This is a genomic window from Streptomyces sp. NPDC090442, assembly GCF_044769405.1.
In the GTDB taxonomy this organism is placed as follows: Bacteria; Actinomycetota; Actinomycetes; order Streptomycetales; family Streptomycetaceae; genus Streptomyces.
This window is the reverse complement of record NZ_JBIVXW010000016.1, coordinates 83,545-102,928: the sequence shown is the minus strand read 5'-3', so window position 1 is coordinate 102,928 and position 19,384 is coordinate 83,545. Positions and strand designations below refer to the sequence as shown.

The following is a 19,384-nucleotide window of genomic DNA, read 5'->3' as shown; positions in this document are numbered from 1 at the left end:
CGGGAGGGCGGTATGAGTGGTATGCAGCGGTTCGGCGCGGAGGAGTGGGTCGGCGTCGAGCGCCACGGTTTCGTGGCGGAGCTGGTCCTGGACCGACCGAAGGCGATGAACGCGGTGTCGACGGCGATGGCCGACGCGCTGGCGGAGGCGTGCGCCGCGCTGGCCGCCGACCGATCCGTACGGGCGGTGGTGCTCACCTCCACCCACGAGCGGGCGTTCTGCGTGGGCGCCGACCTCAAGGAGCGGAACTCCTTCACGGACGCGGACCTGATGCGGCAGCGCCCGCGGACCCGGGCCGCGTACACCGGGGTGCTGGAGCTGCCGGTGCCGACCGTCGCCGCGGTCCACGGCTTCGCGCTCGGCGGCGGCTACGAGCTGGCGTTGGCCTGCGATCTGATCGTCGCGGACGGGAGCGCGGTGGTGGGGCTGCCGGAGGTGTCGGTGGGCGTCATCCCCGGTGGCGGCGGGACGCAGTTGCTGCCGCGCCGGGTGGGGGCGGCGCGGGCGGCCGAACTGGTCTTCACCGCGCGCCGGGTGCCGGCCGCGGAGGCGGCCGAGCTGGGACTGGTGGACCGGCTGGTGGCGGACGGGCAGGACCGGACGGAGGCGCTGGCGCTGGCCGCCGCGATCGCCCGCAATTCGCCGGTCGGGCTGCGCGCCGCCAAGCGCGCCATGCGGCTGGGGCAGGGGCTGGACCTGCGGGCCGGGTTGGACCTTGAGGACGGTGCCTGGCGGAGCGTGGCGTTCTCCGGGGACCGGGCCGAGGGGGTCGCCGCGTTCAACGAGAAGCGGGACCCGGACTGGCCGGGGGAGTGAGCCCCGGGGCCGCGCTCCTTCCGGTGGTCGTTGACCGGCGGAAGGGGCGAAGAGGGTCAATCATTCCTACGCTGTAGTACAGAGCGTGCTCACGGTGACGGAATGTGAGGATCCGGTGACGGGCGAGGGTGACGCGAGGCTTCGGGCCGTGGTGGAACTGGCCCAGGCGATGGCGGCCGCGCCCACGCTGCGCGAGGCGGCCCGGGCCGCGGCGCAGGGGGTGCGGCAGGCGTTGGGGGGCTCTTTCGCGGCGATCTCCAAGTGGGAGCGCGAGCTGGGGCAGCTGCGGGTGCTGGCGAACGTCGGCGAACTCGCCCCGGAGGAGCGGGAGTTCCCCGACGACGAGGCGTATCCGGTGCACGAGTTCCCGGAGATCGTCGGGTTCCTGCACGAGCGGTGGGCCGGCGGCGGGGAGCCCAACGCCTGGGTGGAGGTCGCCGGCGACGAGGCGGACGAGGGGAGTCCGGACGCGCGGGGCCAGGGCCCGTACAACCACCAGCGGGTGGCGGCGCTGCGGCGGCGCGGCCGGGGGTGCTGCGTGGTGGCCCCGATCGTGCTGCACGGCCGGGCGTGGGGCGAGGTGTATGTGGCGCGGCCGGCCGGCGAGCCGGTGTTCGGGCGGGCGGACGCCGACTTCGCGACCGTGCTGGCCGCCGTCGCGGCCGCCGGGATCGCGCAGACCGAGCGGCTCGCGGAGGCCCGCCGGCTGGCGTTCACCGATGCGTTGACCGGGCTGGCCAACCGCCGGGCGGTGGACATGCGGTTGGACGAGGCGCTGGAGCAGCACCGGACCGGCGGCCTGGTGGTCAGCCTGGTGGTGTGCGATCTGAACGGGCTGAAGCGGGTCAACGACTCCCGCGGGCACGCGGTCGGCGACCGGCTCCTGGAGCGCTTCGGTTCGGTGCTGTCGCTGTGCGGCGCGATGCTGCCGGGGACGCTGGCGGCGCGGCTGGGCGGGGACGAGTTCTGTCTGCTGGCGGTCGGGCCGGAGTCCGACGAGGTGGTCAAGGTGGCGGGCGAGTTGTGCGCGCGGGCCGGGGAGTTGGACCTCGGCGAGGGGGTCGCGGTGGGGGTCGCCTCGACCGGCGACCCGATCGGCCCGGTGCGCAGCGCCCGCCGGCTCTTCCGGCTCGCGGACGCCGCCCAGTACCGGGCCAAGGCGGCGCAGTCCGGCGAGCCGGTGGTGGCCGGGCGGCACGGCGGCGCGCAGGACCCGGTGGTGCGGCTGGCGGACTCGTCGGAGCCGCGGTCCGGGCCGGAGCGGCGGAGGTTCCGGAGGTGAGGCGGACCGGCCGTCGGGGCGGCCGGCCCGGGTGAAGATCGGTAAGGGATGAACCCGGAATCCGGTGGTGACATCCGAAGATTCAGTCTCTAGGGTGCCTGAATATGGATATGCACACTGTGGTGTTGGGGACGTCCGGCACCACCGCACAGGACGTCATCGCGGTGGCCCGCGGCGCGGCCCGGATCGAGCTGTCCGAAGAGGCCCGGGCCGCCGTCGCCGCCTCCCGCGCCTTCATCGACGAGCTGGCGGCCAAGCCGGACCCGGTCTACGGCGTCTCTACCGGCTTCGGCGCCCTCGCCGTCCGTCACATCAGCCCCGAGCTGCGCGCCCAACTCCAGCGCAACATCGTGCGCTCGCACGCGGCCGGCATGGGCCCCCGGGTCGAGCGCGAGGTGGTCCGCGCCCTGATGTTCCTGCGGCTGAAGACGCTCGCCTCCGGGCACACCGGCGTCCGCCCGGTGGTCGTCGAGACCATGGCCGCCCTGTTGAACGCCGGCATCACCCCGGTCGTCCACGAATACGGCTCGCTCGGCTGCTCCGGCGACCTTGCGCCGCTCTCGCACTGCGCGTTGACGCTGCTGGGCGAGGGCGAGGCGGAGGGCCCCGACGGCGTCGTCCGGCCGTCCGGCGAGCTGCTGGCCGCGCACGGCATCGCGCCCGTCGAGCTCCGCGAGAAGGAGGGGCTGGCGCTCCTCAACGGCACCGACGGCATGCTCGGCATGCTGGTGATGGCCTGCGCCGACCTGGCCCGGCTGTTCACCTCCGCGGACCTCACCGCCGCGCTCTCCCTGGAGGCGCTGCTCGGCACCGACAAGGTCCTCGCGCCTGAGCTGCACGCGATACGCCCGCACCCCGGGCAGGCCGCCTCGGCCGCCAACATGCTGGCGTTCCTTGCCGGTTCGGGTTTCACCGGCCACCACCAGGACGACGCCCCGCGCGTCCAGGACGCCTACTCGATCCGCTGCGCGCCCCAGGTCGCCGGCGCCGGCCGGGACACCCTGGCGCACGCCCGCCTGGTCGCCGAGCGGGAGCTGGCCGCCGCCGTCGACAACCCCGTCGTGCTGCCCGACGGCCGGGTGGAGTCCAACGGCAACTTCCACGGCGCGCCGGTCGCCTACGCATTGGACTTCCTGGCCATCGCCGCGGCCGACCTCGGCTCCATCGCTGAGCGGCGCACCGACCGCCTCCTGGACAAGAACCGCTCGCACGGGCTGCCCGCCTTCCTCGCCGGCGACCCGGGCGTCGACTCGGGCCTGATGATCGCCCAGTACACCCAGGCCGCGCTGGTCAGCGAGTTGAAGCGGCTGGCCGCCCCGGCGTCGGTGGACTCCATCCCGTCCTCCGCGATGCAGGAGGACCACGTCTCGATGGGGTGGTCGGCGGCGCGCAAGCTGCGCACCGCGATCGACAACCTCACCCGCATCCTCGCCGTCGAGCTCTACGCGGCGACCCGCGCCGTCGAACTGCGGGGGGGCCTGACGCCCGCGCCGGCGACCCGGGCGGTGCTGGCCGCGCTGCGCGACGCGGGTGTGCAGGGGCCGGGCGAGGACCGCTTCCTGGCGCCGGACCTGGAGGCGGCGTTCGCGTTCGTCCGGGACGGGAGGCTGGTGGCGGCGGCGGAGTCGGTCACCGGGGAACTGGCCTGACGGCGCGTCAATCCGCTTGATGGCGCGCCGGGTGGCCCGAAACCGCGTCAACTCCGGTTCGCGGGCGTCGAGGTGCCGCGGCCGGGAGCGGCTGCCGCCGGCCGTTGGTCGGCCCGCGGCAGCCGGTGACGGTTGGTCGGTCCCTGGTCGTCGGCCCGTGGAATGCGGTCAAGTGTTGTGAGGGCGGGGTGACCGGGCGCTGACCGTTGCCTGTCGCAGGCGGTCGGGGCGGGGGTCGTGCCGTGGTGCCGGATGGGCGGTTGGCCGACGGGCGGCTGTTGGTTCAGGCCGCGCCGTCACGGGTGCGGCGCACGGAGTAGCCGACCAGTGCGGCGCCGAGCGCGAGGAAGGCCGCGCCGCCCACCGCGTAGGGCGTGGTGTCCGGGCTGCCGGTGTCGGCGAGGTAGTGGTGCGGGCCGCCGCCGGACCGGGTGGTGGTGGAGCCGCTGTTCGCGCTCTGCGCACCGGAGTTCTTTTCCGCGGACGCCTTGCCGGAATGCCCCTGCGGGCCGGCCGCGTCCGATACATTCGCGCGCCCGGCGCGGGCCGCTGCGGATTCTGCGGGGGGGCCGGAATGTGGCGCCCCGTCAACTTCCACGATCGCGTTGGCGGACGGCACGAACCACAGGGCGCACAGCACCGATCCCGCGGCAGTGGCGGTCAGCAGTGGTCGTCGTGCGGTCACGAAAGCTATCCCCCTTGTGGGTTCGGCGAATTGGCCGTTGACCGCAGATGTTAGTGACCGCCGCGGGTCGCGCGGTAGTCGGGACCCGGTCGTGCTTACCCTCCGGACATGAGCAATGGTGAGACATCACGCTTTGTACGGCTTCACGTCGAACTCGTCATGGAGGTCACCGACGTCGCCCGGCTGACCGGCGCCGCGGTCGACCGCCTCAACGACGACCCCGCGCTCCCCGACGACGAACGCAGGCAGTCGTTGGAAACGGTCAGAGACGATCCGGCGGAGGCGCTGGCCCACCTCGTCGACCCCTTCGACCTGGTCACCGCGGTGCCCGGCACCCAACTCGCGCAGGCGTCCTGGAGCAGCGAGGAGATGACCGACTACGACCCGGACGCCGAGTGGGACGCGGCGGAGTGGGACCTCGCGGACGACGCGGACGGGGAGGGCTGACCGTCCCGTCCCACCGCCTCGTTCGAGGCCCGCGCACACCGCGTAACACCAGCCACTCAGGCCCCCGCACGACTCGGCGTCGTGCGGGGGCCGATGTCGTGTGCGGCAGGGTCCGGTGGCGTCGTGCCGGGCCGATGACGTCTGCGGCGTGCGGTCGTTATCCGGTCGGGCCGCCGTGACGCGGAGTGCGGTGACGTAGTGAAGCGGGGGTAAGGAAAACAGCGCTCCGCAGTCATATGCGCGTTCTGGGTCATTATTCGGACGAAGGTCATTTTGGCGCCATTGCGTGTCGTTCCCCACATTTGCGCCAGGAATGGGGCGGATGAAACGGAAATGGCGTTCCAATGGGAGACGGCCGGAATACCTGCGCCCAGTTTTGCCCGCGTTCAGTTGGCGGCTCGCTCGGGGATTTTTCGCAAAGTCAGTAGCAATGGAGAAGCGTGTGATGACGGACCGCAAGCGCCGCAATGGCCTCATAGCCAGTGCCGCGCTGCTCGGGGGCGTTCTCACGGTCGCCGCGTGTGGCGCCAGCAGCGCCACTGGCCACGGCGACGGTGGGAGCGGTCGCCAGGAGACCCGGCACGAGAACACCCAGCAGGTGGACGAGGCCGCCGCGCAGGACGCCTCGCAGGCGAAGATCACCATCACGCCCAAGGACGGCTCGACCGACGCCGGTCTCAACGCGGTCAAGGTGACCGCCGGTGGCGGCAAGCTCACCGACGTCACCATGACCACGGTGGTCACGCACCAGACCGACAAGACCCAGCAGAAGACCGTCCCGGGCACCCTCTCCGCCGACGGCACCTCGTGGAAGCCCAAGCAGGCGCTGTCCCGCGCGACCACCTACAAGATCACCGCGCACGCGGTGGACGGCCAGGGCCGCACCGCGGTGGAGAACTCCACCTTCACCACGGTCTCGCCGGGCAACAGCTTCCTCGGGAACTTCACTCCCGAGGACGGCTCGACGGTCGGCGTCGGGATGCCGGTGTCGATCAACTTCGACAAGCCGGTCAAGAACCGCAAGGCCGTCCAGTCGGCGATCGAGGTCGCCTCCAGCAGCAACCAGCAGGTCGTCGGCCACTGGTTCGGCGACAAGCGGCTGGACTTCCGCCCCCAGGACTACTGGAAGCCGAACTCCGAGATCACCATGAAGCTGGCCCTGGACGGCGTGGAGGCGTCCCCGGGCGTGAAGGGCATCCAGAACAAGACCGTCCACTTCACCATCGGTCACTCGCAGGTCAGCACCGTTGACGCCGCGACCCACCAGATGACCGTGGTCCGCGACGGCAAGACCATCAAGACCATCCCGATCTCCTCGGGCAGCGCCGAACACCCCACGTACAACGGCCAGATGGTGATCTCCGAGAAGTTCAAGCAGACCCGGATGGACGGCTCCACCGTCGGCTTCACCAACAACGACGGCAAGGGCGAGTACGACATCCCCGACGTCCCGCACGCCATGCGGCTGTCGAACTCCGGCACCTTCATCCACGGCAACTACTGGGGCAAGGGCATCTTCGGCACGGCCAACACCAGCCACGGCTGCATCGGCCTGCAGGACGTCAAGGGCGGCAACGACCCGTCCACCGACGGCGCGTGGTTCTTCGCCCACTCGCAGATCGGCGACGTCGTCAAGGTGGTCAACTCCCCGGACAAGACCATCAAGCCGGACAACGGCCTCAACGGGTGGAACATGTCCTGGTCCCAGTGGGTGGCCGGCAGCGCGGTCTGAGACCGACGCAGTGACACCGCCTGCACCACGCATGACTCCCGATGACCGGCGCCCGGCGCCCCGCTGTAACAGCGGGGCGCCGGGCGCCGGCCGTTGCGTGACAGGGCGCCCGGCCGGCGCCGGCCCGGCCGTCCGTACAGTGGCCGGGTGAACGAGCACGTGGACAACGGGGGCGGCAAGCGGCGCCGCAACGGCCGGGGCGGGGACCGTGACCGGGCGGCCGGAACGGGCGGCGCGGCCCGGGGCGGCACCGACGCCGGCCGTAGGGGTCCGGGCAACGCGGACACCGGCCCCACCCCGGACGCCGCCCGTCAGGCCGCCGAGCTGCTGGGCACCGTCCTCGGCGGCGTCCGCTACGCGGCGGACGGGACCGCGGCCGAGGACGCCGTCGAGGCCGGCGCCTCGATGCTGACCGCCGCGGCCCCCGGCTGGGAGGCGATCAGCGCCGCCGTCGTCGAGGCCGCCGCGGACGCCGTCCACCGCTGCTGGACCGGCGGTTGGCAACCCGCCGACCTGGAACGCATCGTCCGCCGGGAGGCCACCGACGCCGCGCCGGCCGCCCTCGTCCTCGACGCCATCGCCGCCGACGCGGCCCGCCGCCCCCGCCCGCCCGGCGCCTCCCAAGACCCCCGCTGGCAGGCCCAGTTGGACCGCCTCGACGCCCGCGTCTGGTGGCACCGCGACCCCGCCTACCTGGACGCGCTCGCCGCCCGCCGCCGCACCTCCCGCTTCGAGACCGCCTACGACGTCCTCGGCACGCTCCGCCTGCTCGCGCGGCTCCCCAGGATCACCCCGCTGCTGCCCCCGCCCGCGGCGGCCGGCCCGACCGGTCCCGGCGAACGCCCCGCGCCCCGCCTGCTCACCCGGATCCGCGCCCTGTTGGCCAAGGCGGAGGCGACCACCTTCGCCGAGGAAGCCGAGGCGCTCTCCGCCAAGGCCCAGGAGTTGATGGCCCGTCACAGCATCGACGAGGCGCTCCTCGCACCCGCTCACGGCCCCCGGGGCGCCCCGGTCGCCGACGGCCCCACGGCGCTCCGCATCGGCATCGAGGGCCCCTACGAACAGGGCAAGGCGCTGCTCCTCGACGCCGTCGCGGCCGCCAACCGCTGCCAGGCCGTCTGGGCCGCCGAGTTGGGCTTCTCCACCGTCGTCGGCTTCCCGCCCGACCTGGAGGCGACCGAGCTCCTGCACGCCTCGCTGCTCCTCCAGGCCACCGCCGCGATGCAGCGCGCGGCCGACGACCACCACGCCCGGGGCCGCTCCCGCCGCACCCGCGACTTCCGCCAGACCTTCCTCGTGGCGTACGCGGACCGCATCCGCACCCGCCTGGCCGCGGCCACCGCCGCCGCAACGGCCGAGGCCGCCGCGGAACCCGCCGCCGAGGACCGGCTCCTGCCCGTCCTCGCCGCCCGCGAACTCGCCGTCGAGGAGACCGCCGGCGCCCTCTTCCCCGACACCGCCCCGGTCCGCCTCCGCGGCATCCGCGACACCGCCGGTTGGCACCAGGGCACCAGCGCCGCCGACCGCGCCCACCTCCACCGCCCGGAACGCCCCCCACGCGACTGACCACGACGGCCGCCCACCAAGGAGCGCACTGTGCACCCCCAGCACCCAGGCGAAGAGCCCACCTGGGCCGCCCTCTCCCCGCGCCACAAGGCGCTCGCCGCCGTCGGCACGACCGGCCTGGGCCTCGGTGTGCTCGCCCTCGTGGCCGCGGCGGTGTTGCTGGGCGTCCTGACCATCGGCTACCTGTCCCGCAACCTGATCGAAGCCGACGGCGCGGGCCCCCTCATCTGGGCAACACTGCTGCTCCTGCCCTGCGGCCTGCTCGCCGGCGCATTCGCCTACCCCGTGCGCCTGGCCCTCCGCCTCACACTCCCCTCACCCAAGGCCAAGCGCCGCGCGGAAATGGCCCTTTCGGCAAGCACGACCTTCCTGGCCGCCCTGTTCGTGGAAACCTTCACCCCCGGCCTCCACGTCCAACACCCCTGGCTGCCGGCCCTGTTGACCACCTTGCTGATCGCCCTCGCCAACCTCGCGACCACCCACCTGGAAGCCCGCACCAACCGCAGCCATAACCACCCCTGAACGGACCCCGGTTGCCGCGCGCCGGCAGGGCGCGGGCCGTCAGCCCCCGGCGCCCTTCTCCGCCAACAGCTCCTCGATGCGTACGTCGACCTGCCGCCGGTCATAGCCCCGCCGCACGACCCCGAACGGAGGCGGGCCGACCGGCGCGTCGGCCTCGGCGAGGACCTCAAGGTAGAGATCGACCTGCTGGCGGTCGTAACCCCGCCACGCCACCTGGAAGCCGCGGAACTCAGACGGTCTCGACACTGCGCGTACCACCCCCAACCCGAGAGAAAGCCGACCGTGGCCATCGCCCTTCACCGGCGCATGTCCCCTGGAGAACACACCGCGACCGCACTCCACAGCGTAGCCCCGGCCACTGACAGCAACCTTCCGATCCCCCGAAGCCGCCACCCAACTCGCCTCCGGGACAGCACAGTTCAGCACCCGTATCTCTATCTGTATCTCTATCTGCATCCGCCCGAGCCACCGGAACGAGCCGCCGCGGCCGACGACGGCCCGCGCCCCGCCGTCAGTCGTCCGCCTTGACCACCCCGACCGGGCAGGAAACCCCCGTCCCACCGATCCCGCAGTAACCGGCGGGGTTCTTTTCGAGGTACTGCTGGTGGTACGCCTCTGCCGGGTAGAAGGGGCGGGGGGTGGCGGGGAGGATTTCGGTGGTGGGGTCGGCGTAGCCGGAGGAGTGCAGGACGGTGCGGTAGGCGTCGCGGGAGGCTTCGGCGGCCTGTTGTTGGGCGGGGGAGTGGGTGTAGACGGCGGAGCGGTACTGGGTGCCGACGTCGTTGCCCTGGCGGAAGCCCTGGGTGGGGTCGTGGGACTCCCAGAACAGCTTCAGCAGGGCGGTGTACGGGACGACCGCGGGGTCGAAGACGACGCGGACGGCCTCGGTGTGGCCGGTGTGGCCGCTGCAGACCTCTTCGTAGGTCGGGTTCGGGGTGTGGCCGCCCTGGTAGCCGACCAGCGTGGTCCACACGCCGTCGGTCTGCCAGAACTTCCGCTCGGCGCCCCAGAAGCAGCCCAGCCCGAAGTCGGCGATCTCCAGGCCGTCCGGGTACGGGCCGAGCAGCGGGTTGCCGAGGACGGTGTGCCGGTCGGGGACGGTGAAGTCCCGCTCGGGGCGGCCCTTCAGCGCTTCCTCGGGGGTGGGGAGGTGGGTCTTGAAGCGGGAGAACAGCATCAGGATCGTGCTCCAGGGGAGGAGGGGCGGGGCGCGGGTGGTGGTCGACGGTGGTGTGCGGTCCCTTGGGGAACGTTTCGGGGGCGGGTGGCATTCCAGTGCGCCCGTTGCTCCTAGCCCTGTGCGCGGAAGTTGGCCGGGGTGCCGCCGAGCTGTTCCCATCCGGCGATGGCCAGGGCGCGGTAGGCGGCGTACTCGGCGGCCGGGCTGCGGCCGTAGGACCACGGGACGGCGCCCACGTGGCCGTCGACGAGGCGGAGCTGCTCCATCGCCTCGGCGTAGCGTTCCGCGCGGACCAGGAACCAGACGAGCAGGTGGCGGACGTGCGGCGCCATGGGGTGGTCGGCGGGGGCCTGTTGGAGGGCGAAGTGGGCGCCCTCTATGGCGCGTTCGACGACGGCGCTCTGGAAGAGGCTGCGGACCATGTTGGCCTCGGGCAGGTGCGCGTAGACCGCGAACAGCGGGAGGGCCGGCAGCAGGCTCTTCGCCGGGGCCCCGGCGGCCGCGCGCGCGGCGAACTCCTCGGCCTCCTTACGGGAGCCGTGCCACTTCTCCGACCAGTACGGGAGCGCCGCCAGGTGCGCGCCCATGTGGTGCGGCGCCCGCCGGTGGACCTCGGCCCACAGCTCCTCGTAGTCGGCGGCGCGCTCGCCCAGGCCGCGGGCGACGGCCAGCTCCGTGATGTGGGCGATCGGGCTGCCGGGCGCCAGCAGCGCCGCCTCCCGGCAGACCGTACGGGCCTCCTCCAGGATCATCCGGAAGTCCTGTGAGCCGGGGTCGCGCAGCGCCTGGACCACCAGGAACTGGGCGTGCGTCTGCGCGCCACCGGGGTCCTTGGGGGCCTGTGCGCGCCAGGTGCGCAGCCAGATGCCGCCGGTCCGCGCGCCGCCCCCGGAGGGGGCCTGGGAGCTCTCGGCCAGCTCGAACGCGGCCGCGCCGGCCAGCGTCTGGACCCGCTGCCAGCGCAGCTCCCAGTTGTCGCCGGTGGACCGGAGCAGTTCGGCGGCCGGGTGCCAGTCGTGCGTCCGGCGCACCTCGTCGAGCGCCCGGGACAGCTCCTCGTCCGGGCCGGGCAGCCGGACGTCGAGCTGTTCCAGGGGGACGAAGCCGTAGCCGGCCATCGGGTCGGTGGCCACCGTCAGGCCCTGCTGGGTGCGCGCCGCGGCCCGCCGGCGCCGCATCCAGGGCAGGAAGACCAGACCGCCGAGCGCGATCGCGGCGAAGAGAAGCAGCAGAGCGTCCATGTGGTGTGTCCCGGTCGGAGGGGTGGGTGGGCGGAGGGGAGGCCGTCGACGGCGGGTGGCCCGTCGGCTGGGCACCGATCACCGGGGCGATCTCCGTCCCCTCCTACGTATCCACTATCCAGCGAACCAGAAAGTTCCGGAAAGTTCGGCCGTGGGGCCGACTACCCTCAGAAGATATGAGCGATCAGCGCGAGACGCGCCACCAGCACTTCGAAACCCGTGCCATCCACGCAGGTCAGGAGCCCGACCAGGCCACCGGCGCGGTGGTCCCGCCCATCTACCAGGTCTCCACGTACAAGCAGGACGGGGTGGGCGGGCTGCGCGGCGGCTACGAGTACAGCCGCAGCGCCAACCCGACCCGCACCGCTCTGGAGGAGAACCTCGCCGCCCTTGACGGCGGCCGCCGCGGCCTCGCGTTCGCCTCCGGCCTCGCCGCCGAGGACTGCCTGCTGCGCACCCTGCTCGTCCCCGGCGACCACGTCGTGATCCCCAACGACGCCTACGGCGGCACCTTCCGGCTGTTCGCCAAGGTCGTCGAGCGGTGGGGCGTGGAGTGGTCGGTGGCCGACACCTCCGACCCGCAGTCCGTGCGGGACGCGCTGCGGCCGCGTACGAAGGCGATCTGGGTCGAGACGCCCAGCAACCCGCTGCTCGGCATCAGCGACATCGCGGTGCTCGCCGGGATCGCCCGGGACGCCGGGGCCCGCCTGGTGGTCGACAACACCTTCGCCAGCCCCTACCTCCAGCAGCCGCTCGCCCTCGGCGCGGACGTGGTGGTCTACTCCACGACCAAGTACATGGGTGGCCACTCCGACGTGGTCGGCGGCGCGCTGGTGGTGAACGACGACGCCCTCGGCGAGGAACTGGCCTACCACCAGAACGCGATGGGCGCGATCGCCGGGCCGTTCGACGCCTGGCTGGTGATGCGCGGCATCAAGACGCTGGCCGTCCGGATGGACCGGCACAGCGCCAACGCGGCGCGCGTGGCCGAGCTGTTGACCTCGCACGAGAAGGTCACCCGGGTCTATTACCCGGGCCTGTCCGAGCACCCCGGCCACGAGGTCGCCGCCAAGCAGATGCGGTCCTTCGGCGGCATGGTGTCGTTCCAGGTGGCCGGCGGCGAGGCGGCGGCGGTGGAGGTCTGCAACCGCGCCAAGCTGTTCACCCTCGGGGAGTCGCTGGGCGGCGTGGAGTCGCTGATCGAGCACCCGGGGCGGATGACGCACGCCTCGGTGGCCGGTTCGGCGCTGGAGGTCCCCGCGGACCTGGTGCGCCTCTCGGTGGGCATCGAGTCCGTCGAGGACCTGCTGGCCGACCTCACGCAGGCGCTGGGCTGAGTCGGTTCCCGCTCGACGGAGGGCCGCGGTCCGGCCCCGGCGGCCGGCTGCGACCCTTCCGCGGTGGCCCGTTGGGGCGCGTCCCCGGTGACCCGCCCCGGTCCGTTGTGGGTCAGTACCCCGCTACGGGAGGGGTGGTGCGGGCCGGTGGCGGGCGCCAGGGGTGCTCAACTCCCGCCCAGATGAGGAGAGTCAGCAGCGCCACCAGGGCGAGCAGCGCCCCGGTGCGGTGCAGCAGGCGGCGCCGGAGCAGCAGTTGGCGGCCCCGGGCGGCGGCCCGCCTGCCGAGGTCCGGTGGTACGGGCGGATGCGGTCCGGCCCGCAGCATCCGCCGGACCCCGCTCTCCTTCCGGTCGGGCGCCCGGGACTCCGGCCGCCCGGTCTCCCGGGGCGGGGTGCTCCAGTGGGCTCCGGCGGCTTCGGCTGTTGGCCCGTTACGGCGGCGGGACGGCGCGCCGGCCTCCGGGGCGGGCCGCTCCTGATCCTCCCGAGGGTTCACGGCAACGCGGGGTTCGCGTCCGGGCGGCGGTTGCGCAGTGCGGAGACGGCGTGCCGGCACAGGGTGCGCACCCGCTCGGCGGGGAGCCCGAGTTGGGCGGCGATCTGCTCCTCGGGGACGTCCTCGTGGAGGCGCAGCACCAGCACCAGTCGTTCGCGCGGGACCAGGCGGCCCAGCGGGCCGCCCCGCGGCCGGCGATGCCGCCGGGCGGCTTGCGCGAACCCCGCGGCCAGCTCCCGGCGGGCCCGCTCGTAGGGGTCCTCGCCGCGCAGCCGCTCCCAGGCCGCGTACGTCCGAGCCAGCGCCTCGATCAGCAACTCCTCGGCGGCGGGGGCGGGTTGGCCCGCAGGTTCGCCGGTCAGCAGCGCGGCGGCGTGCAGCAACCGCCCCGCCGCGCCGGCGGTGAACGCCGCGAACTCCCGGGCCCGGCGTCGCTCCCGTTCCTGTTGCCGCTCTCCCACCGCGCCTCCCGGATGCCGGGCGGCCGACGCCCCGGCCCCTGGGGCGGCGCCCCGGCGCCGAACGGGCCAGCCCCCTGGCCCCTATTGGCACGGCAGCACGGGGACGGGTCAAGAGGGGCGGCACGACCGCGCGATGCCCGCGCGGCGGACGCGCGACGACGTCCCGATGCCCCCGAACCGCCCACCGGCGCCCCACGAGCCGCCCGCGAACGGCCGATGCGCGACCCCCGATCCGCGACCCCCGATCCGCTCGCGCGAGGACGACGCCCCGGAGGCGTCACCGCACGGAGAGGGCGCTTCCCTATGGAGCGGGGCGCCTCAACACGTGGGACAACGCCTCAAGATGAGGCCGGCGGCCCGCTCGGCGACAGTGCCGTGATGTCGGCGAGGGAGGTGTTGAAGCGCGTCAGGAGCGTGGTGAACGCCGTGCGCTCCTCTTCGCTCCATTCCTCCGTCACCATCGCCATCAGCGCCCGTCGCGAGGCCCGCACCTCGTCGAGCCGGGCGTGGCCCCGCTCGGAGAGTTCGAGGACGACGGCGCGGCCGTCCTCGGGGTGGGTGGTGCGGCTGACCAGGCCGGCGTCGACCAGCGGCGCGACCTGCCGGGTGACGGTGGAGGAGTCGATGCCCATCCCGCACGCCAGGGCCTTGACGCCCATCGGGCCTTCCTGGTCCAGGCGGTTGAGGAGCAGATAGGCGGCGCGGTCCATGGAGTTGCGCGCCTGCCCGACGCCGCCGAGCCGGCTCTGTTCGGCGCGGCGGGCGAAGACGGCCACTTGGTGCTGCAGCGCGTCGAGAAGAGCAGTGTCGGTGTGGGTCGTCATGTCCGGAGGGGTGGGCATGGCCGGGGCTCGCTTAATCGGGGCGGGTAATTGGGAAGACAGCGTACGCGGCGACGGCGCCGGCCGTACCGGCCCTGTCGTGAGCGGGGTCAGCGGTGCACCGGTGTCCGCCATCCGGCCGGAAAAGCCCCGTCGGTGGCCGAACTGCGACACTGACCGCATGGCCGACCACACGTCGCACGCGTCACACCGGCCCACGGGTTCCGAGCCCACCGCGCCGGCGGGTCCCGGGGGGATCACGGTCGACGACGTGCGCGAGGCGCAGAAGCTGCTGTCCGGGGTGGCGCAGGCCACCGCGCTGGAGGGCAGCCGCTATCTGTCGGAGCTGGTGGGCGCCCCCGTCCACCTCAAGTGCGAAAACCTCCAGCGCACCGGCTCGTTCAAGATCCGCGGCGCGTATGTGCGGATCGCCCGGCTGTCGGCGGAGGAGCGGGCGGCCGGCGTGGTGGCGGCGAGCGCCGGCAACCACGCGCAGGGGGTGGCGCTGGCGGCGTCCCTGCTGGGGGTGGCCTCGACGGTCTTCATGCCGGTCGGCGCCCCGCTGCCGAAGGTCGCCGCGACCCGCGAGTACGGCGCCGAGGTGCGGCTGCACGGCCAGGTCGTGGACGAGACGCTGGCCGCCGCCGAGGAGCACGCGCGGCGGACCGGGGCGGTCTTCATCCACCCCTTCGACCACCGCGACATCATCGTGGGCCAGGGCACGGTCGGCCTGGAGATCCTCGAACAGTGCCCGGAGGTGCGGACCGTGGTCGTCGGTATGGGCGGCGGCGGGTTGGCGGCGGGCATCGCCGTCGCGGTCAAGGCGCTGCGGCCGGACGTGCGGGTGGTCGGGGTGCAGGCGGCGGCCGCGGCCTGCTATCCGCCGTCGCTGGCGGTGGGGCGGCCGGTGGCGATCGAGCCGCTGGCCACGATGGCCGACGGGATCAAGGTGGGGCGCCCCGGGGACGTGCCGTTCGCGATCGTGCACCGGCTGGTGGACGACGTCCGCACGGTCACCGAGGGCGAGTTGTCCGGCGCCCTGCTGCTGTGTCTGGAGCGGGCGAAGCTGGTGGTGGAGCCGGCGGGGGCGAGCCCGGTGGCGGCGCTGCTGTCCTCGCCCGGCTCGTTCGAGGGCCCGGTGGTCGCGGTGCTCTCCGGCGGCAACGTCGATCCGCTGCTGATGCAGCGGATCCTGCGGCACGGCATGGCCGCCGCCGGCCGCTACCTCTCCCTCCGGCTCCGCCTCGCCGACCGTCCGGGCGCGCTGGCCACCCTCCTCGGCGTCCTCACGGTGGTGGACGCCAACGTCGTCGACGTGGGGCACGTCCGCACCGATCCCCGGCTCGGGCTCACCGAGGTCGAGGTCGAGCTGCACCTGGAGACCAAGGGGCCCGAGCACTGCGCCGAGGTGGGCGCGGCGCTGCGCGAGGCGGGGTACGACGTGGTCGGGGTCTGAGCCGAGTTGCGCGGGCGGGTGCATCGGGGGTGAGCGGGGCGGCGGCCGCACGGCTGTCGCCCCGGTCCGTTGACGTCTCGGCGTCGTAAAATTTGTATCGCGATGTATCGCGTTTGGAGTAGCATCGGCGGCCCGCGGGGGTGCTGCGCCACGCCGTGCCGCCGCGGAAGCGCGTCGCACCCCACGCCCTAACATGACGCGAACCACCCAAAAACAGGGCGAACAGGACTGCTCTCCGTACTATTCGGCTCATCCGCCGCATCGACCTGAAATCGACCCAAGCCATGGGGGTACCCACATGCCAGGCGCCATTTATGCCGAAGGGCTGGTGAAGACCTTCGGCGAGGTGAGGGCGCTGGACGGCGTCGACCTCGACGTCCCTGAAGGAACCGTCCTCGGAATGCTCGGCCCGAACGGTGCCGGCAAGACCACCGCCGTCCGCGTCCTGACGACCCTGCTCCGCCCCGACCAGGGCACCGCGCGGGTGGCCGGCATCGACGTCCTCGCGCACCCCGACGCGGTCCGCCGCGCCATCGGCCTCTCCGGCCAATTCGCCGCCGTCGACGAGTACTTGACCGGCCGGGAGAACCTGGTCATGGTCGGCCGGCTCTACCAGATGAGCGGCCGCGAGGCCAAGCGCCGGGCCGAGGAACTGCTGGAGCGCTTCAACCTCGGCGACGCCGCGGACCGCACCGCCAAGACCTACTCCGGCGGGATGCGCCGCCGCCTCGACCTCGCCGCCGCGCTGGTCGTCAGCCCGCCCGTGATGTTCATGGACGAGCCGACCACCGGCCTCGACCCGCGCAACCGCCAGGCGCTGTGGGACGTCATCCAGGAACTGGTCGCCGGCGGCACCACCCTGCTGCTCACCACCCAGTACCTGGAGGAGGCCGACCGGCTCGCGCACGACATCTGCGTCGTCGACCACGGCCGGGTCATCGCCCGCGGCACCTCCGACCAACTCAAGGCCCGCACCGGCGGCGAGCGCATCGAGGTCGTGGTGCACGCCCCCGAGCACCTCCCGGTGGCGGAAGGCGTCCTGCGCGCGGTCGCCAAGGGCGAGGGCGCGGTCGAGCAGCACACCCGCAGGCTCACGTTCCCGGTGACCGGCGGCGCCAAGCTGCTCGCCGAGGTCATCCGCGAACTGGACTCCCGCGGCGTGGAGATCGACGACATCGGGCTGCGCCGCCCGACCCTCGACGACGTCTTCATCGCCCTGACCGGGCACGCCGCCGAGGCGGCGGAGAAGGACAACGGACGCGCGGACCGGGACCGGCCCGACCCGCAGACCACGAAGGAAGGTGTGCGATGAGTGCGGTCGGTCACGCGGCCGGAGAGGCCCCCGCCCGGAACCCGCGGCCGCGCGGCGGCCTCGCCCGTTCCGCGCGCGATTCGCTGGTGGTAGCCCAGCGCAACCTGATCCGGATGCTGCGCATCCCGAATCGTGTTCGCTCAACTCGACTAGGTTTCAACTCGCTTCGCGGCCGAGACCTGAACGTGAGTGAGCTGGGAGCCCGGAAGGAGCTGGCGAAGTGAGCGGCATCAGCGACTCCCTGGTCATCGCCCGCAGGAACGTGACCCGCATGGTCCGGATCCCTGAGGTGTTGGTGTTCGGGCTGATCCAACCGATCATGTTCGTGGTGCTGTTCAGCTACGTGTTCGGCGGCTCCATCAGCGTCCCGGGGGCTGGCATCAGCCCCTCCGGATACCGCGAGTTTCTGATGGCAGGCGTCTTTGCCCAGACCGTCACCTTCGCCACCGCCGGAGCCGGCGCGGGGATCGCCGACGACATGCACAAGGGCCTGATCGACCGGTTCCGCTCGCTGCCCATGGCCCGTGGCGCGGTGCTCACTGGCCGCACCCTCGCCGACCTGGTGCAGACCGCGCTGACCCTGGTGGTGCTCGCCCTGGTCGCCCTCCCGGTCGGCTGGCGCGTCCACGAGAACGCCGGCAACGTGCTAGCCGCTTTCGCCCTGCTGCTTCTGCTGGGTTACGCGTTCTCCTGGATCGGTGCACTGATCGGGCTCAGCGTGCGCACCCCTGAGGCCGCTACCTCCGGTGGGCTGCTCTGGCTCTTCCCCCTGACGTTCATCTCCAACGCCTTCGTGCCCAGCGACAACATGCCAACGGTGCTTCGACACTTCGCTGAATGGAACCCCTTCAGCGCCACTGTGCAGGCAGCAAGGGAACTCTTCGGCAACATCCCCAAGGGCTATCCAGTGCCGGACGCCTGGCCCATGCAACACCCGGTGCTCGCCTCGGCGCTCTGGTCCGTGCTGATCATCGCGGTCTTCCGGACGCTCGCGGTCCGCAAGTACCGCTCGGCGACGGTCTGAGCCCGCCCGCACCGACGGGAAGCGGCCCGGAGCCGATTGCTCCGGGCCGCTTCTGCGTGATGTCTTCGGGGTGCCCCGCAGCTCAGCCGCTGTACGGCTTGGCGTCGAGGATCTTCACCGACGCGGTCTTGCCGTTCGGCAGCTCGTACTCCGCGTCGGCGCCGACCTTCTTGCCGTTCACACCCGACCCCAGCGGCGACTGCGGCGAGTAGGTCTCGATGTCCGCGCTCGCGTACTCCCGCGAGGCCAGGAGGAAGGACAGCGTGTCGTCCGGGTCCCCGTCGAACGCGATGGTGACGACCATGCCGGGGGCGACCGTGCCGTTGGCCTCGGGGGCTTCGCCGACCTTCGCGGACTCCAGGAGCTGCTTGAGCTGGCGGACGCGCAGCTCCTGCTTGCCCTGCTCCTCCTTGGCCGCGTGGTACCCGGCGTTCTCCTTCAGGTCACCTTCCTCGCGGGCCGCCTGGATCTTCTCGGTGATCTCGGCGCGTGCGGGACCAGACAGGTACTCCAGCTCGGCCTTGAGCTGGTCATACGCCTCCTGGGTCAGCCAGGTGACGTTCTCGCTGGTCTGGGTCACAGGTGCTCCTCGTCGGTACTGGGGATAAATCAAACGCCCTACCTGGAAGGTTTGCGCCTTCACAGGTGGGCGAAACCACGAGCCTAACAATTCCGGCACAAAAGGGGGAAGGGGAATTTCACAGTGGTGGCACAGGAATGCATCGCCGCTGATCAGAGGCGATCGGGCGGCGCACAGGGCTCGTCCGAACGTGTCACCGGGAGGTCGTCGGGACCGTCGCGCGGCCCCGGTCCGGGCGTCCCGGGGTCAGCTCTTGCCGGCCGCCGAGCTCGTGCAGCCGACCAGTACGGCGTTGGTCGCGCGCTTCGTCGTCCGCAGCGCGACCTCGGTGTCGACCTGGCCCGAGCGCTGGTCGATGGCGACGTCCTTGCGGCCGACCTCGGAACCGTCGGTGGCCTGCGAACGCAGCGTGCACACCCCGGTGTCGTCCTTGTCCTTGACCACTTCGAGATGGACCTTGACCTCGTGGTCGGAGACCGCTTCCCAGGTGATGATCCGGCCGCTGAGGTCCTGGCCGGAGATGTAGGAGGCGCCCAGCCAGCCGACCACGCCGAGCAGCACCGCGCCCAGCACCGCGCCGACGATCTTGAGCGTGCGGTCGGCGCGCTGGTCGGCGGAGCGCCCGTAGCGTCCGTCCGGCAGCCCTTCGCGCACCGCGGTCATGATCCATCCTCCTGGTAGGGGACCTGGGAACCAGCAGACCCCCGGGGGTCCCGCCCCAGGGAATACAGCGCCCCCTCGCTTCGGTCACTATAGGAGGCATCTTCTCCGGCG

20 protein-coding genes are annotated in these 19,384 nt (G+C 72.8%); 11 read left to right on the top strand and 9 right to left on the bottom strand.

Annotated elements, in window-relative coordinates; genetic code table 11:
- Nucleotides 1-21 precede the first annotated feature (21 nt).
- From ACIQU6_RS14200 to hutH, 3 genes are all read left to right on the top strand, one after another.
- Nucleotides 22-816 carry an enoyl-CoA hydratase/isomerase family protein gene (locus ACIQU6_RS14200; RefSeq protein WP_403481925.1) on the top strand — a complete coding sequence of 265 codons (795 nt, stop codon included), beginning with the start codon at nt 22-24 and terminating at the stop codon, nt 814-816.
- A gap of 169 nt (nt 817-985) precedes the next feature.
- Nucleotides 986-2,098, top strand: a complete 1,113-nt coding sequence (locus ACIQU6_RS14195; protein WP_403481924.1) for a diguanylate cyclase domain-containing protein — start codon at nt 986-988, stop codon at nt 2,096-2,098.
- A 104-nt stretch (nt 2,099-2,202) separates the two neighbouring features.
- Nucleotides 2,203-3,747: a histidine ammonia-lyase gene (gene hutH, locus ACIQU6_RS14190; protein WP_403481888.1), complete on the top strand. Its 1,545-nt coding sequence runs from the start codon at nt 2,203-2,205 to the stop codon at nt 3,745-3,747.
- Between the two features lie 283 nt (nt 3,748-4,030).
- Here hutH and ACIQU6_RS14185 read toward each other — a convergent pair whose 3' ends face one another.
- Complete coding sequence (locus ACIQU6_RS14185; protein WP_403481887.1) at nt 4,031-4,432, bottom strand: hypothetical protein; 402 nt, start codon at nt 4,430-4,432, stop codon at nt 4,031-4,033.
- A gap of 108 nt (nt 4,433-4,540) precedes the next feature.
- Here ACIQU6_RS14185 and ACIQU6_RS14180 point away from each other — a divergent pair, with 108 nt between their 5' ends.
- The 4 genes from ACIQU6_RS14180 to ACIQU6_RS14165 all read left to right on the top strand — a co-directional run bounded on the left by ACIQU6_RS14180 (nt 4,541) and on the right by ACIQU6_RS14165 (nt 8,699).
- The gene (locus ACIQU6_RS14180) at nt 4,541-4,879 is read left to right on the top strand and encodes a hypothetical protein (RefSeq protein WP_403481886.1); all 339 of its coding nucleotides are present in this window, start codon (nt 4,541-4,543) and stop codon (nt 4,877-4,879) included.
- Between the two features lie 445 nt (nt 4,880-5,324).
- Entirely contained in the window at nt 5,325-6,611 is a 1,287-nt protein-coding gene (locus ACIQU6_RS14175) for an Ig-like domain-containing protein (RefSeq protein ID WP_403481885.1), read from the top strand.
- 147 nt (nt 6,612-6,758) lie between these two features.
- Nucleotides 6,759-8,177 carry a DUF2786 domain-containing protein gene (locus tag ACIQU6_RS14170; protein WP_403481884.1) on the top strand — a complete coding sequence of 473 codons (1,419 nt, stop codon included), beginning with the start codon at nt 6,759-6,761 and terminating at the stop codon, nt 8,175-8,177.
- Nucleotides 8,178-8,207: 30 nt separating this feature from the next.
- Nucleotides 8,208-8,699 carry a hypothetical protein gene (locus ACIQU6_RS14165; protein WP_403481883.1) on the top strand — a complete coding sequence of 164 codons (492 nt, stop codon included), beginning with the start codon at nt 8,208-8,210 and terminating at the stop codon, nt 8,697-8,699.
- Nucleotides 8,700-8,738: 39 nt separating this feature from the next.
- On the opposite strand, the gene ACIQU6_RS14160 is transcribed toward ACIQU6_RS14165, so the two are convergent.
- From ACIQU6_RS14160 to ACIQU6_RS14150, 3 genes are all read right to left on the bottom strand, one after another.
- Nucleotides 8,739-8,945 carry a DivIVA domain-containing protein gene (locus ACIQU6_RS14160; RefSeq protein ID WP_403481882.1) on the bottom strand — a complete coding sequence of 69 codons (207 nt, stop codon included), beginning with the start codon at nt 8,943-8,945 and terminating at the stop codon, nt 8,739-8,741.
- A gap of 265 nt (nt 8,946-9,210) precedes the next feature.
- Nucleotides 9,211-9,876 (bottom strand): peptide-methionine (S)-S-oxide reductase MsrA, encoded by a 666-nt coding sequence (gene msrA, locus ACIQU6_RS14155; protein ID WP_403481881.1) that lies wholly within the window; start codon nt 9,874-9,876, stop codon nt 9,211-9,213.
- Nucleotides 9,877-9,989: 113 nt separating this feature from the next.
- Nucleotides 9,990-11,120, bottom strand: coding sequence for a hypothetical protein (locus ACIQU6_RS14150; RefSeq protein WP_403481880.1), 1,131 nt, complete (start codon nt 11,118-11,120; stop codon nt 9,990-9,992).
- A 176-nt stretch (nt 11,121-11,296) separates the two neighbouring features.
- On the opposite strand from ACIQU6_RS14150, the gene ACIQU6_RS14145 reads away from it, so the two are divergent.
- Entirely contained in the window at nt 11,297-12,457 is a 1,161-nt protein-coding gene (locus ACIQU6_RS14145) for a cystathionine gamma-synthase (protein ID WP_403481879.1), read from the top strand.
- A gap of 112 nt (nt 12,458-12,569) precedes the next feature.
- Here the strand turns inward: ACIQU6_RS14145 and ACIQU6_RS14140 are convergent, their stop codons facing one another.
- The 3 genes from ACIQU6_RS14140 to ACIQU6_RS14130 form a co-directional block, all read right to left on the bottom strand.
- Nucleotides 12,570-12,956, bottom strand: coding sequence for a hypothetical protein (locus ACIQU6_RS14140; protein WP_403481878.1), 387 nt, complete (start codon nt 12,954-12,956; stop codon nt 12,570-12,572).
- Entirely contained in the window at nt 12,953-13,417 is a 465-nt protein-coding gene (locus tag ACIQU6_RS14135) for a sigma factor-like helix-turn-helix DNA-binding protein (RefSeq protein ID WP_403481877.1), read from the bottom strand. The genes ACIQU6_RS14140 and ACIQU6_RS14135 overlap by 4 nt, the downstream gene beginning before the upstream one ends.
- A 338-nt stretch (nt 13,418-13,755) precedes the next feature.
- Entirely contained in the window at nt 13,756-14,259 is a 504-nt protein-coding gene (locus ACIQU6_RS14130; protein WP_403481876.1) for a MarR family winged helix-turn-helix transcriptional regulator, read from the bottom strand.
- Nucleotides 14,260-14,419: 160 nt separating this feature from the next.
- Between ACIQU6_RS14130 and ilvA the strand changes: the two genes are divergently transcribed.
- The 3 genes from ilvA (at nt 14,420) to ACIQU6_RS14115 (ending at nt 18,030) form a co-directional block, all read left to right on the top strand.
- Nucleotides 14,420-15,694, top strand: coding sequence for a threonine ammonia-lyase (gene ilvA / locus ACIQU6_RS14125; protein WP_403481875.1), 1,275 nt, complete (start codon nt 14,420-14,422; stop codon nt 15,692-15,694).
- A gap of 298 nt (nt 15,695-15,992) precedes the next feature.
- On the top strand, nt 15,993-17,006 hold the full coding sequence (locus ACIQU6_RS14120) for an ATP-binding cassette domain-containing protein (RefSeq protein WP_403481874.1): 1,014 nt from the start codon (nt 15,993-15,995) through the stop codon (nt 17,004-17,006).
- A 220-nt stretch (nt 17,007-17,226) separates the two neighbouring features.
- Entirely contained in the window at nt 17,227-18,030 is an 804-nt protein-coding gene (locus ACIQU6_RS14115; RefSeq protein WP_403481873.1) for an ABC transporter permease, read from the top strand.
- A gap of 82 nt (nt 18,031-18,112) precedes the next feature.
- Here the strand turns inward: ACIQU6_RS14115 and greA are convergent, their stop codons facing one another.
- Both greA and ACIQU6_RS14105 read right to left on the bottom strand, forming a co-directional pair.
- Nucleotides 18,113-18,610, bottom strand: coding sequence for a transcription elongation factor GreA (gene greA / locus ACIQU6_RS14110; RefSeq protein WP_403481872.1), 498 nt, complete (start codon nt 18,608-18,610; stop codon nt 18,113-18,115).
- Nucleotides 18,611-18,856: 246 nt separating this feature from the next.
- The gene (locus ACIQU6_RS14105) at nt 18,857-19,273 is read right to left on the bottom strand and encodes a DUF4307 domain-containing protein (protein ID WP_403481871.1); all 417 of its coding nucleotides are present in this window, start codon (nt 19,271-19,273) and stop codon (nt 18,857-18,859) included.
- Nucleotides 19,274-19,384: the final 111 nt, after the last annotated feature.